Annotated in this window: 11 protein-coding genes; 5 read left to right on the top strand and 6 right to left on the bottom strand. The window is 61.4% G+C overall.

Annotation, left to right across the window (positions count from 1 at the left end):
* Positions 1-292: 292 nt before the first annotated feature.
* Positions 293-1,309, top strand: coding sequence for a LacI family DNA-binding transcriptional regulator (locus tag SLW75_RS27655; RefSeq protein ID WP_065987577.1), 1,017 nt, complete (start codon positions 293-295; stop codon positions 1,307-1,309).
* Positions 1,310-1,530: 221 nt separating this feature from the next.
* Here SLW75_RS27655 and SLW75_RS27650 read toward each other — a convergent pair whose 3' ends face one another.
* From SLW75_RS27650 to SLW75_RS27625, 6 genes are all read right to left on the bottom strand, one after another.
* Complete coding sequence (locus tag SLW75_RS27650) at positions 1,531-2,268, bottom strand: SDR family oxidoreductase (protein WP_369318952.1); 738 nt, start codon at positions 2,266-2,268, stop codon at positions 1,531-1,533.
* A gap of 2 nt (positions 2,269-2,270) precedes the next feature.
* Entirely contained in the window at positions 2,271-3,803 is a 1,533-nt protein-coding gene (locus tag SLW75_RS27645) for an FGGY-family carbohydrate kinase (protein ID WP_410936013.1), read from the bottom strand.
* A gap of 186 nt (positions 3,804-3,989) precedes the next feature.
* Complete coding sequence (locus tag SLW75_RS27640) at positions 3,990-5,075, bottom strand: alcohol dehydrogenase catalytic domain-containing protein (RefSeq protein ID WP_410936012.1); 1,086 nt, start codon at positions 5,073-5,075, stop codon at positions 3,990-3,992.
* 68 nt (positions 5,076-5,143) lie between these two features.
* The gene (locus SLW75_RS27635; protein WP_410929659.1) at positions 5,144-6,103 is read right to left on the bottom strand and encodes an ABC transporter permease; all 960 of its coding nucleotides are present in this window, start codon (positions 6,101-6,103) and stop codon (positions 5,144-5,146) included.
* 4 nt (positions 6,104-6,107) lie between these two features.
* Entirely contained in the window at positions 6,108-7,619 is a 1,512-nt protein-coding gene (locus tag SLW75_RS27630; protein WP_410936011.1) for a sugar ABC transporter ATP-binding protein, read from the bottom strand.
* Positions 7,620-7,739: 120 nt separating this feature from the next.
* A complete protein-coding gene (locus SLW75_RS27625; RefSeq protein WP_065987583.1) occupies positions 7,740-8,687 on the bottom strand; it encodes a substrate-binding domain-containing protein in 948 nt (315 codons plus the stop codon).
* A gap of 513 nt (positions 8,688-9,200) precedes the next feature.
* On the opposite strand from SLW75_RS27625, the gene SLW75_RS27620 reads away from it, so the two are divergent.
* The 4 genes from SLW75_RS27620 to SLW75_RS27605 all read left to right on the top strand — a co-directional run bounded on the left by SLW75_RS27620 (position 9,201) and on the right by SLW75_RS27605 (position 13,555).
* Complete coding sequence (locus SLW75_RS27620; protein ID WP_410936010.1) at positions 9,201-10,457, top strand: OprD family porin; 1,257 nt, start codon at positions 9,201-9,203, stop codon at positions 10,455-10,457.
* Positions 10,458-10,710: 253 nt separating this feature from the next.
* A complete protein-coding gene (locus SLW75_RS27615; protein ID WP_410936009.1) occupies positions 10,711-11,535 on the top strand; it encodes an NAD-dependent epimerase/dehydratase family protein in 825 nt (274 codons plus the stop codon).
* 66 nt (positions 11,536-11,601) lie between these two features.
* Positions 11,602-12,489 (top strand): SMP-30/gluconolactonase/LRE family protein, encoded by an 888-nt coding sequence (locus SLW75_RS27610; protein WP_410936008.1) that lies wholly within the window; start codon positions 11,602-11,604, stop codon positions 12,487-12,489.
* An 82-nt stretch (positions 12,490-12,571) separates the two neighbouring features.
* A complete protein-coding gene (locus SLW75_RS27605; protein WP_369318947.1) occupies positions 12,572-13,555 on the top strand; it encodes a TRAP transporter substrate-binding protein in 984 nt (327 codons plus the stop codon).
* Positions 13,556-13,577 lie beyond the last annotated feature (22 nt).

Raw genomic sequence — 13,577 nt, 5'->3', positions numbered from 1 at the left:
GGGGCGACGAGTAAATAGTTCGCATATTAGCGCGAAAGGTCACTATCTTTGTGTTGATCCAACCACCAGCTCGGCCCGCCCCCCCCCCCCAGCCCCAACCCCCCCCCCCCCCCCCCGCCCCCCCCCCCCCCCCCCCCCCCCCCCCCCAACGCCCGAAAATAAAGCCATCGGTTTGCCTGTCAGGCCCGACATCGGCATCCCTTTGGCGCCCTCCATCGTGCTAGCCTTGGCACTCTTTGGAGGGATGCGACTGCCCCGCAGGTTGTCCCGGATTTCAGGCAGCCAATCGCCCATGAGCAAGAAAACCCCCGTCACCATTTCCGACATCGCCCGCCGCGTGAACATGACGCCTGTCACTGTTTCCCGGGCGCTGAACAAACCCGATCTGGTCAAGCCCGCCACCCTGGCGCGCATTCTGGAAGTGGCGCAAGAACTCGATTACGTCCCCAATGCCTTTGCCCGCAGCCTCAAGCGCAGCGAGAGCATGATCATCGGTGTCATTACCGCGTCGGTGGACAACCCCTTCTACAGCGAGATGATCAAGGCGATCTCCCGCGAGGCGAAAACCCGTGGTTACACCATCATGCTGGTGGACACCGACGGCTCTGAAGAACTCGAGGCCAAGGCGGTGGATACGCTGCTCAGTTACCGCGTGGCCGGCATCGTGCTGTCGCCGGTGTCGGACGAGCCGGCGTACCAGCCGGTCTATCTCAGTCGCCTGAGCAACGGCGACATTCCCGTGGTGCAACTGGACCGCGCGCTGCCTGCCAGCCCGTTCAGCCATGTGGTGCTCGACAACTATCACAGCGGCCTGAAAGGCGCCCGTTACCTGCTGGCACAAAGCCCGTCGATGCGTCGCATGCTGGTGCTGACCGGCCCTGCGCATTCGCGGATTTCCGAGGAACGCCTGAAGGGCGTGAAGGCGGCAATTGCCGAGAGCGGCAAGCCGGTGCAAGTGGATGTGTTTGCCGGTGACTACACGCTGGAGCCGTCGCACCAGAGCACACTGGATTACCTGCGCGACCACCCGCTGCCGGACGCGATTTTCGGCTTCAACCAGCTCATCACCCTGGGCGCCATGAAAGCCCTGCGCGACCGCGACATCGCCCACAACAGCGTGGCCATCTGCGGCATTGACCGGCTGCCCTTCGCCGACATCTTCGGCATCCCCATCGCCTGCATCGCCCACGATGCGTCGCTGGCGGGAAGCAGCGCGGTGAAACTGCTGCTGGAGCGAATCGAGGATCGGCATCTGCCGAAGGCGCAGGTGGTGATTGTCGGGGAGCTGGAGAATGGCGTTAGCGGGTGAGCCTTTATTATCGACTCATCGCCAAACCTCTCCCGTGAAACTCTTACCCTCCCCAACTCGACGCGGTCCCCTGTAGGAGCGTGGCTTGTCCCGCGATCGACCGGGAACCGGTCGCGATGACAGACGCTACGGTATTTCTGTTTCACCGCGTCGACAGACTTTGCTGCCGGTGCCCGGCAGATCGCGGGACAAGCCACGCTCCTACCATTGCGAGTTGCGTTCTAGCGGCTCGTATATCCCCCATCAATCGGCAGCGACACACCGCTGATCATCGACGCTGCGCTGCTCAGCAGGAACAGGATTGGGGCCGCGACTTCTGCGGTTTCGGCGAAGCGGCCGAGGGGAATCGCCGCCAGCGCCGGGTCGCGTTTGCTCGGCTCGCTCCAGGCCATCTGCGCCATGGGCGTCAGGGTCACCGTAGGGTTGACGCTGTTGACGCGAATCCCGTGGCGACCCCATTCGCCACACTGCACCCGGGTCATGGCGTCCATCGCGCCCTTCGACGCGCAATAGCTCAGATGATCATCCAGCGCCACCAACGAAGCCTGACTCGACACGTTGACGAGGCTCCCCGCCACGCCTTCGGCGATCATCTTTTTCGCCACCGCCCCGGCGATCATCGCCGCCGCCCGCACGTTGACCGCCATGACCTGATCGAACGCCCCGGCGCTCACCTCGGTCGCGGACTCCAGTATGGAAATCCCGGCGCAGTTGACCAGCCCGTGCATCACCGGCAAGTCCGCCAACACTGCGGCCAATGAAGGCTGATCGGCCACGTCCACGCGCAACGCCACACAGCCCTGCCCTGCCAGGTTTTCCAACGCCGCTGCATCGCGGCCCATCGCATACACCTCGGCGCCGCTGTTCAGCAGTTGCTGCGCGACCTCCCAGCCAATGCCGCTGCTGGCGCCGGTGACGAGCACCCGCTGGCCGCTGAAATCAAATTGAGCCGTGTTCACAGTCACGCTCCCTGCAAGCGATGCATGATGGGTTTCAGCGCCGGATACAGCGCCACGTAATCGGCGAACAGTCGCGAATACAACTCGACGTTCTCCGCTTGAGGCTCGGCCCGGCGCTCCAGTTGGACCCAGCCTTTATGAACCTGCGCCTCATCCACCAGACCGACCGCATGAGCAGCGAGCAGCGCCGCACCTAGCGCCGCTTCGACTTCCTGCACGATGGTGTAAACCGGGAAGTTGGTGACGTCGGCGATGATCTGCATCCACAAGTCCGAATGGCTGGCACCGCCGACCACGATCAGCCGAGGGTCCAGGGACTGCGCGCCTTTTGTGCCCGCTTCGATGTTGTGCCGAAGCGCGAACGTGACGCCTTCGAGCACCGCGCGGTACAGGTGAATCCGGCTGTGATAGAGGCTCAGCCCGACAAAGCTGCCGCTGGCTCTGGCGTCCCACACCGGGCTGCGCTCGCCCATCAGGTAAGGCTGGAACAGCACGCCGTCACTGCCGGCCGGAATCTTCATCGCGGCGCGTTCGAGTATGACGTGGCTGTCTTCGCCGCTCTCGCGACCCTGCTGCTCTTCGGCCTGGCAGAACTGCTCGCGAAACCAGCTGACCGAGGCGCCGGCGGTGATCGCGCCGCCGAAGATGTAGAGGTCTTTGGCGCCGTTGAAGACGTGGGGAAAACTGACCAGACCATGCCGGGCATCGACCTGCTGATTGAGGTAGCCCCAGCACATGCTGGTGCCGATCATGGCCACGTGGTTGCCGGCCTGGGTAACGCCTGCGGCGAAGGTCGCCATGGCGGCATCTACCCCGCCCCCAAGCAGCGGAATTTCAGGGCTAAGCCCAAGCCGATCGGCCCATTCGGGTAACAGACCGCCGACCACCTCACCGGAGTGAACCAGCCGCTCGGGCATCATCGACGCCGGGATGCCCAGCGCGTCGAGCATCTCTGCCGACCAGCCCCGTGCCTTGACGTCGTAGACGCCGCCGATGTTGCCGGCAGAGCTGTGGTCCACTGCAACCTCGCCGGTCAGGCAGTAATTGACGTAGCTGTTGGGCGGCAGCAGGTAGCGCGTGTCGGCCCAGACTTGCGGCTGCTTGTCCTTGAGCCAGAGCATTTTGGTGAAGCCGTAATAACTGTCCACCGCATTGCCGGTGATCGCGTACAGCCGCTCCAGATCCACGTGCTGATTGACCCACTCGACCTGTTCCTCAGCGCGGCGGTCCATCCAGATCAGGCACGGGTACAAGGGTTTGATCTGCGCATCGACCGCAATGCCGGAGCCGCCGTACAGGCTGCTGACACACAGGGCTTTGACGCTGTCTTTGGGCAACGCGCTCTTGCGCATGCAGGCGGCGACGCAGATTTCCACGGCGTCGAGCCAGACCTGTGGCCATTGCTCCGCCCAGCGCGGTTTGGGGGTGTCGACCTTATAACTGTGGCTGTGCTGCGCGACGATCCGGCCCTGACCATCGACCAGCAATGCCTTGGTGCTTTGGGTGCCGATGTCGACACCGATGACGTAATCCATCCGGGTGCGCTCTAGTTGTTATTGGAGTGCTACGCAAAACCTGTAGGAGCGTGGCTTGTCCCGCGATCGACCGGGAACCGGTCGCAATCATGAGGCCACGGTATGCCTGATTCACCGCGTGGCGAGGTTTGCTGCCGGTGCCCGGCAGATCGCGGGACAAGCCACGCTCCTACAGAATGGGGGTTATCAGTTCACCGGTTTGAGCAGCACCTTGATCGACTTGGTCGAGTCCGCCAGGGCGAACGCTTCGGCGTAGTCGTCCAGACCGAAGTCGTGGGTGACGATACCCTCCGACGTCACCAGCCCGCGCTCGAACAGGTCGATGGCGATCGGGTAGCAATACGGGCCCAAGTGAGCGCCGCGCACGTCCAGTTCTTTGCGGTCGCCGATGATGGACCAGTCAGCGCTGGTCTCGGCGCCGAACACGCTGAACTCCACAAAACGGCCCAGCTTACGGATCAGATCAAGACCCTGAGTCACCCCGATCGGCACGCCCGTGGTCTCGATGTAAACGTCGCAGCCATAGCCGTCGGTGAGGCCGCTGATGATCTCTTTGGCATTGTCGCGGCTCGGGTTGATCACCACGTCGGCGCCGAATTTTTTCGCCAGCTCCAGGCGCTCGTCGACCATGTCGATGACCACCAGCTTCTTCGGCGTCTTCAGCGCGGCGACCTGCACCATGCACAGACCCAGCGTGCCGGCGCCGGCGATCACCAGCACGTCGTCGAGCTGAACATCACCGCGGTTTACCGTGTGAATCGAGCAGGCCATCGGCTCGATCAACGCCGAGTCTTCCAGCGAAACCGACTCGGGAATGTGATGCACGATAGCGGTCTTCGGGATGCGCATGTACTGCGCCATGCCGCCCTCGGCGACGTCCTTCTGGAAGCCAAAGATGTTGTGCACTTCGCACATCCAGTACTTGCCGGATTTGCAGAACTTGCACTTCTCGCACGGGACGATCTGCTCGGCGATGACCTTGTCACCCACCTTCACGCCGAAGTGCTCTTCAGCGCCCTCGCCCACCGAATCCACATAGCCGAAAAATTCGTGGCCCGGCACCACGGGCGCCTTGACCCACGGGCTCTCGCCGCCCCAGAACATCGCCGCGCCTGAGTGGCATTTGCAGTCACTGGCGCAGATCCCGCAGGCACCGATGCGAATCACCAGTTCATTGGCCCGCGCAACGGGCTTGCTGATCTGCTCCAGACGGTAGTCTTTCGGGGCATGGCAGACGACGGCTTGCATGGTGTTTGTTGTGTTTTGTTCCATGTCGGTTCACCTGTTTTGATCGTTGGATGGCGTGTAGAAGCGCGCTTCTACACGCGCTGCTTTTCGGTTTATTTATGCCGCTGCCGACTGATGAAGATCGCCAGCAAAATGATTCCGCCCTTGATCACGCTCTGCACATAAGGAGAGACGCCGAGCATATTCAGGCCGTTGTTCAGCACGCCCAGCAGCATCGCGCCCACCAGCGTGCCAATGATCACGCCGCGCCCGCCGGCAATCGAGGCGCCGCCCAGCACCACGGCCGCAATGGCGTCCAGCTCGAAGCCGACGCCCGCGTTCGGTTGCCCGCTCATCAGCCGCGACGACAACACCAGCCCGGCAATCGCTGCCGTCAGCCCGCTGATCGAGTACACCAGCAGCTTGAACCGCGAGGCGCGAACGCCGGACAGACGCACGGCTTCTTCATTGCCGCCGATGGCATAAACGTAGCGACCGACGCGGGTGTGCTGCAGCAGCACCCAGGCGAAGAAGTAGGTCGCAAGCATGATCAGAATCGGCACCTGGATGCCGAACAGCGTGCCGCGCCCGAACCAGGCAAACCACTCCGGCATCCCTGCAATCGGGTAGCCGTCGGTGTACATCAGGCCCAGCCCGCGCGCGATGCCCATGGTCGCCAGCGTGACGATGATCGGCGGCATTTTCAGGTACGCGACGAAGATGCCGTTGCCCACTCCGAAGCCCACGCCAATCAGCAAACCGATGAGGATGGCGATCGGCGCCGGCACGCCTGCGACCATCAGTCCGGTGGTCAGCGTGCCGGACAAGGCCATCACCGGACCGACCGACAAATCGATGCCGCCGGTGAGGATCACGCAGGTCATGCCGACCGCGATTATGGCGTTGATAGACACTTGGCGGGCGATGTTTTCCAGGTTCGCCCCAGTGAGAAACTTGTCGCTGGCGAAGATCATGAAGACCGTCACCACCACCAGGCCAATGAAGGGATAGAAGGCGGGCGAGCGGATCAATCGGGCGAAGTTGAGCTGCATCCGGTTGGGTTGCGCGTTCATGGGTTTAATGGAGGTGTTCACTGTTCAGACTCCCGGTGGCGTGGCGCATCACTTCCTGCGGATTGATGGCCGAAGCCTCCAGCACGTTGACGATGGCGCCCTTGTTGAAAACGGCCACGCGGTCGCACATACCGATGATTTCCGGCAGTTCCGAAGAGATCATGATGATCGCGAAGCCTTGTTCGGTGAGTGTGCGCATCAGGGTGTAGATCTCCGCTTTCGCGCCGACGTCGATGCCTCGGGTCGGCTCGTCGAAGATCAGGATGTCGCAGTGGTGATTGATCCAGCGCGCAATCACCACCTTCTGCTGATTGCCGCCGCTGAGATTAATGACCCGGCTTTCACAACTCGGCGCCTTGATCGACAGCTGCTTCATCAGTTGAGCGGTGGTGGTGTCTTCCTTGTGCCGATCAAGCAGGTGCGCCGCGCCTTCGTACTTGCCCAGATTGTTCAGGGAGATGTTCTCGCGGATGCTGAAATCCACAATCAGCCCTTCGCTCTTGCGGCTTTCCGGCAACAAACCGATGCCACTGGCCAGCGCCTGCGCCGGATCATTGAGGTGCGCAGGCTGCCCCCGCAACAGTACGTCCTTGCTGACCACCGGCAACGCGCCGATCACCCCCAGCGCCAGTTCCGTGCGCCCGGACCCTACCAGCCCGGCAAAGCCGAGAATCTCGCCCTTGTGCAGATTGAAACTGTTGTGCGGGCCGTTGCGGGTCAGCTGGATGTCACGCACTTGCAGCACCACGTCGCCCTGGGCCCGGGACTGCTTGGGCGGAAAGCTCGCTTCCAGACGCCGCCCCACCATCATCTCCACCAGCGTGTCGATGTCACTGTTGGCGACGGTCAGCGCGCCGACATTGGCGCCATCGCGCAGCACGCTGATGCGGTCGCAGACCTGAAAGATCTCTTCCAGATGGTGGGAGATGAAGATCACCGCCACGCCCTGGCTTTTCAGCTCGCGCATGATGTCGAACAGCAGCTCGGCCTCGGACGGCGTCAGGGTGGCGGTGGGTTCGTCGAGAATCAGCAAACGCGCTTCAAGGGCCAGTGCCTTGGCGATCTCGACAAACTGCTGCTCGGCCACGCTCAAGTGCTGCACCGAACAATCCAGATTGATCTTCACGCCGAGGCGGTCGAACAGCGCGATGGCCCTCTCGCGCATCTCGCCTTTGCGCAGCAAGCCGAAGCCGTTGACGATCTCGTGGCCAAGAAAAATGTTCTCCACGGCATTGAGATAGGGGATCAGGCTGAACTCCTGAAAGACAATGCCGATGCCGGCGGCAATGGCCTCGTTGTAGGTCGCGAAATGCTGCTCCGCGCCGTCAATGAGAATGCTGCCTTTGTCCTGATGCTCGACGCCCGCGAGGATCTTCATCAGGGTCGATTTGCCCGCACCGTTTTCACCGAGCAGCGCGTGAATTTCGCCGCGCTCCACTTGCAGGTTGATCGACTTGAGCGCCTGCACGCCGGGGTAGCTTTTACAGATGTTTTCCAATTGCAGAAGGCAGCTCATGGGCACCTCGTCGCAGCAGAATATCGCTGCGCAACTCACCAAAATCCGGGGCCTAAGTCCTTGGCCAGAACCCGTGGCGCCCGCCTGACCGAAAACCTCAGGCGAGCAGCGCCACGGCCGTTACCAGGTGAAGGTTTTCGCCTTCGCCTGATCCACCAGCAGGATGTCGACCGGAATGGTCGCCGGGACTTGTGAGCCCCACTTCTTGGCGAGCGCCAGCCCGAGGGCCAGACGTACCTGATCGCGTGGGTATTGAGCGGAAGTGGCGATGAACTTGCTGTTGGGCTTCTGGATTTCCTTGATGGCTTCGGGCGCGCCGTCGACGCTGGTCAGCTTGACGTCCATGCCGCTGGACTCGATGGCAGCCAGCGCGCCGAGCGAGCCGTTGTCGTTGACGCTGAACAGGCCTTTGAGAGTGGGCTGCGCCTGCAGCATGTTTTCAGTCACGGTCAGCGCCTGATCACGCTCCTGCTTGCCGTTCTGGATGCTGACAATCTTTATGTCTTTGTACTTGCCCAGGGCTTCCTTGCAGCCGCGCACGCGCTCAAGAATCGGCACTACCGCGATGCCGTCGAGAATCCCGACGTCGCCCTTGCCGCCGATGTTCTTGGCCAGGTAATCGCAGGCCTGCACCCCGGCGTCGAAGTTCTTCGAGCCAACGAACGAGTCCAGCGGGCCATTGGCCTGTGCGTCCACTGCGACGACCACCACGCCTTTGTCATGGGCCTGCTTGACCGCGGACTGAACGCCCACCGAATCGGTCGGGTTGATGATCAGGATATCGATGCCTTTCTGCAGCATGTCTTCGATGTCGCTGATCTGCTTGGACACGTCATGGCGCGCGTCAGTGACCAGCAGCGTTGCACCGATGCTGGCAGTGGCGTCCTGAAGAGCGTCCTTCATGGTCACGAAATACGGGTTGTTGATCTCTTGAAACGACGCACCGATCTTCAGCGGACCGGTCTTGGCGGCGTCTGCGGCTTGAACGTTGAGGGCGCTGCCGCAGGCGACAGCCACGGCGAGGGAACAGAGAACGGCGGAGAAGCCCTTCTTGAGGCGAGTTGTCATAGCGAAAAATCCCGTTGTTTTTATTTTTAAAGCGGAAATGTCATCGTTAACATTTTCGAAATTAGCAGAGAAACAGGGGGGCCGCAATATCCGCCAGCGACCGTTGGTAAGGCCGGCATGACGACCGTTGGCGAGTTTCCTAGCCCCGCGCGTTGACAGCCTAAAGATCTCTGCCGATACTCAAGATCGCGTTGTACGACAACGCATAACTGATAACAAAAATAAAAAGGAATGCTTCCATGACGATGACAGTCAATCGGCGCCTGTCGCCCCAAGAAATCCGCCCCACCTCCCCTTCTCATTCTGTTGACCCCGCTGTGCCTGTGTCCGCGCGTGCGCCTGTGTTTGCCCACGCCGCCACCGCGAGGGACTGATCGACGACGACCGTTTCGATCAGCCAGTGAGCCTCATTCAAAACCGGTGACTTGAGCACCCATGTCCACGCCTTCGGCGCCTCGGCGGCGACCTCCGGTGCGGGACCGTTTTGTCAGCAGAAAGGGAGAACAATAAGAAATGAAGATCCAGACCAACCGTTCGTGGCTGTTGCTTGGCGCCGGCAGCGTCGCATTCAGCCTGCCATTGATGAGCCTCGCTGAAGGCTTTATCGATGACACCAAAGCCACGCTCAACCTGCGCAATGCCTACTTCAACCGCAACTTCACCAATGCGGCGAACCCTCAGAACTACGCCGAAGAGTGGACGCAAAACTTCATCCTCGACGTGAAATCGGGCTTCACCCCGGGCACGGTCGGCTTCGACCTCGATGTGCTGGGCCTGTACTCGCAAAAGCTCGATGGCGGCAAGGGCACGGGCGGCACTCAGTTGTTGCCGATCCATGACGACGGGCGCCCCGCCGACAATTTTGGCCGCCTGGGTGTGGCGGCGAAGGCGCGGCTTTCCAACACCGAATTGAAGATCGGCGAGTGGATGCCGGTGCTGCCGATCCTGCGCTCCGATGACGGTCGTTCTCTGCCGCAAACCTTCCGCGGCGGGCAGATCACCTCCAAGGAGATCGCCGGCCTGACGCTGTACGGCGGCCAGTTCCGCGGCAACAGCCCGCGCAACGATGCGAGCATGGAAGACATGTTCATGAACGGTAAATCCGCTGCGTTCAAGTCGGACCGCTTCAACTTTGGCGGCGGCGAATACACCTTCAACGAGAAGCGCACTCAGGTCGGGCTCTGGTACGCGCAGCTGGAAGACGTCTACCAGCAGGAGTTCCTCAACGTTATCCACAAGCAACCCATCGGCGACTGGACCCTGGGCGCCAACCTGGGCTACTTCCTCGGCAAAGAGGACGGCAACAAGCTGGCCGGCGAGCTGGATAACAAGACCGCCTACGCGATGCTTTCCGCTAACTACAAGGGCAACACCGTCTACCTCGGCCTGCAAAAGGTCTATGGCGATGACCAGTGGATGCGTGTCAACGGCACCAGCGGCGGCACGCTGGCCAACGACAGTTACAACTCCAGCTACGACAACGCCAAGGAACGCTCCTGGCAACTGCGCCACGACCTGGATTTTGCGATATTCGGCGTCCCCGGCCTGACAATGATGAACCGCTACATCAGCGGCGATAACGTGCACACCGGTACCGTGACCGACGGCAAGGAGTGGGGACGTGAGTCAGAGCTGGCGTATACGGTGCAGAGCGGCACGTTCAAGAGCCTCAACGTCCGGTGGCGCAACTCCTCGATGCGGCGTGATTACAGCACCAACGAGTTCGACGAAAACCGAGTATTTGTCAGCTACCCGATCTCGCTGATGTAAGCGTTCAAGCGTCGTGCCGGGCAGTCAGTGGGACCGGCTTCAGCCGGGAAAGCGTCGGGCGTCACACTGCAAAGTGCAGGCACGGCATTCTCCCGGTAGCTGCGCTGTTCGGACGACATGTACAAACCGGCGTCAAAGGGGCTTACACCTTCGTCGCGTTGACAAAATTTGTGGGCCCTGTCGATAATCCCGCAAGCGTCATACGACAACCGATGACACCATAAAAACAACATCAGAATCAGGGTTTCCCACGATGACTGAATTCAACGCCCAGGCCCCGCTCAACCGCATTTTGCTGACGGGCGCCGCAGGCGGCCTCGGTAAAGTCCTGCGCGAAAGCCTGCGTCCGTTTGCCAAGGTCCTGCGTCTTTCCGATATCGCCGACATGGCACCGGCAGCCGGCCCCCACGAAGAAATCCAGATCTGCGACCTGGCCGACAAAAACGCGGTTCACGAGTTGGTCGAAGGCGTCGACGCCATCGTCCACTTTGGCGGCGTCTCGGTGGAGCGGTCTTTTGAAGAAATCCTCGGCCCGAACATCTGCGGCGTTTTCCACATCTACGAAGCCGCGCGCCGACATGGCGTGAAGCGAGTGATCTTCGCCAGCTCCAACCACGTCATCGGTTTCTACCGTCAGGATGAAGTCATCGACGCCAGCGCCATGCGTCGCCCGGACAGCTATTACGGCCTGTCGAAATCCTACGGTGAAGACATGGCCAGCTTCTATTTCGATCGCTATGGCATCGAAACCGTCAGCATCCGTATCGGCTCTTCATTCCCTGAAGCACAGAACCGCCGCATGCTCGCCAGTTGGCTGAGCTACGACGACCTGACCCAACTGATCGAGCGCGGCCTGTTCACCCCGAACGTCGGCCACACCATCGTTTACGGCGCGTCGGACAACAGCAAGGTCTGGTGGGGTAACCGCCTGGCCAATCACTTGGGCTATCAGCCGAAAGACAGCTCCGAACAGTTTCGCGCCAAGGTCGAAGCACAGCCGATGCCGGCTTCCGACGACCCCGCCATGGTTTATCAGGGTGGTGCATTCGTGGCGAGCGGGCCGTTCGGCGACGAGTAGGCCTCAACGACGGCCAGGCCGACTGCAAGGTCGGCCTCCCATCATAAAAATCAGGGAATGATCGTCATGGAAGCTGAGCTGATTCTCGATGCACGCAACGCAACCGGTGAATCGCCGGTCTGGAACGCCCGGGAACAGGCGCTCTACTGGGTCGACATTCCGGCCCGTCGCCTCCACCGCTGGAGCCCGCAGGACAGTCTCACCACAAGCTGGGAAACGCCGGAAATGCTCGCCTGCATCGCCCGTTACGATGACGGCAGCTGGCTGGCCGGCATGGAAAGCGGCCTGTTCCGCCTTCATCCCCAGTACAATGGCACTGTCGCCACGCAACTGCTGAGCAGCGTCGAGCACGCGACCGACAATATGCGTTTCAACGATGGTCGCTGCGACCGCCAGGGCCGCTTCTGGGCCGGCACCATGTTCATGGACATGGCCAGAACGCTGGCAGTGGGCTCGTTGTATCGCTACAGCGCCGGCCAGCCCGAGCCACTGACCGCGCAGCTCACCGACATGATCGTGCCCAACGGCCTGGGGTTCAGCCCCGACGGTCGCGTCATGTACCTCTCCGACTCCCACCCCTCCGTGCAGAAGATCTGGGCGTTCGATTACGACATCGACACCGGCACGCCGCACAACCGTCGGCTGTTCGTGGACATGAATCACCACGCCGGCCGCCCTGATGGCGCAGCGATCGACGCGGAGGGCTGTTACTGGATCTGCGGCAATGACGAGGGCGTGATCCACCGTTTCACCCCCGCAGGCAAGCTGGATCGCTCGCTCAAGGTGCCGGTTAAAAAACCGGCCATGTGTGCCTTCGGCGGCTCAGGCCTGGACACCCTTTACGTCACCTCCATACGCCCCGGCGGGGACATCAGCGACCAGCCGCTGGCCGGCGGCGTGTTCGCGTTAAACCCTGGGGTCAAGGGCCTCGAAGAACCCCCGTTCAACGGCTGAGCCACACCCTCGGCCACCGCTGCGCCGCCGTACCGCTGCCCCGTTCTATCTGAAAAAACAATAACAACACCGGAGAACATCCATGGAATTCAAACGCACGTTGCTCCTCGCCGCACTCCCTCTCGCGCTGTGCCTCTCGAACACAGCGCTGGCGGAAACCAAAATCAAATTCGCTGAAGTACACCCCGCAGGTTATCCGCCCGTTGTCGCTGAACAAAACATGGGCAAGAAACTGGAGGAGCAAAGCAAAGGCGAGATCAGCTTCAAGATGTTCGCCGGCGGTGTGCTCGGCTCCGAGAAGGAAGTCGTCGAACAGGTTCAGGCCAACGCCGTCCAGATGACCCGCATCAGCCTCGGCATCGTCGGGCCGGTGGTACCGGACGTGAACGTGTTCAACCTGCCCTTCGTGTTCCGTGATCACGCCCACATGCGCAAGGTTATCGATGGCGAAATCGGCCAGGAAATGCTCGACAAAATCACCAACTCCGAAGCCAAACTGGTCGCCCTGGCCTGGATGGACGGCGGCACCCGCAACCTCTACACCAAGAAGCCGGTACACGACGTAGCCGACCTCAAGGGCATGAAGATCCGCGTGCAGGGCAACCCGGTGTTCATCGACACCATCAACGCGATGGGCGGCAACGGTATTGCCATGGCGACGGGCGAAATTTTCAGCGCCCTGCAGACCGGTGTCATCGACGGCGCCGAGAACAACATGCCCACCCTGCTTGAACACAACCACTATCAGAACGCCAAGTTCTACACCCTGACCGAGCATCTGATCCTGCCGGAGCCTGTGGTGATGTCCAAAGCCGCCTGGGAAAAACTGAACCCGGAACAGCAGGCGCTGGTGAAGAAACTGGCAGTCGAGGCCCAGGCTGAAGAGCGCGTTCTGTGGGACAAGAAGTCGGCCGAAAGCGAGACGAAGCTTAAGGCGGCAGGTGTGGAGTTCATCACGCTGACGCCTGAGCAGAAGAAAGCCTTCTACGACGCGACAGCGGGCGTGCGAGCCAAGTATGGCGCGCCTTACGCTGACTTGATCAAGCGCATCGAAGCGGTCCAATAAGTCCTTCAGCCCGATAGCACGG

This window comes from Pseudomonas sp. W5-01 (genome assembly GCF_046540435.1).
In the GTDB taxonomy this organism is placed as follows: domain Bacteria; phylum Pseudomonadota; class Gammaproteobacteria; order Pseudomonadales; family Pseudomonadaceae; genus Aquipseudomonas; species Aquipseudomonas graminis_B.
Note: the sequence above shows the minus strand (reverse complement) of the source record. Positions and strands in the feature narration are given on the sequence as shown.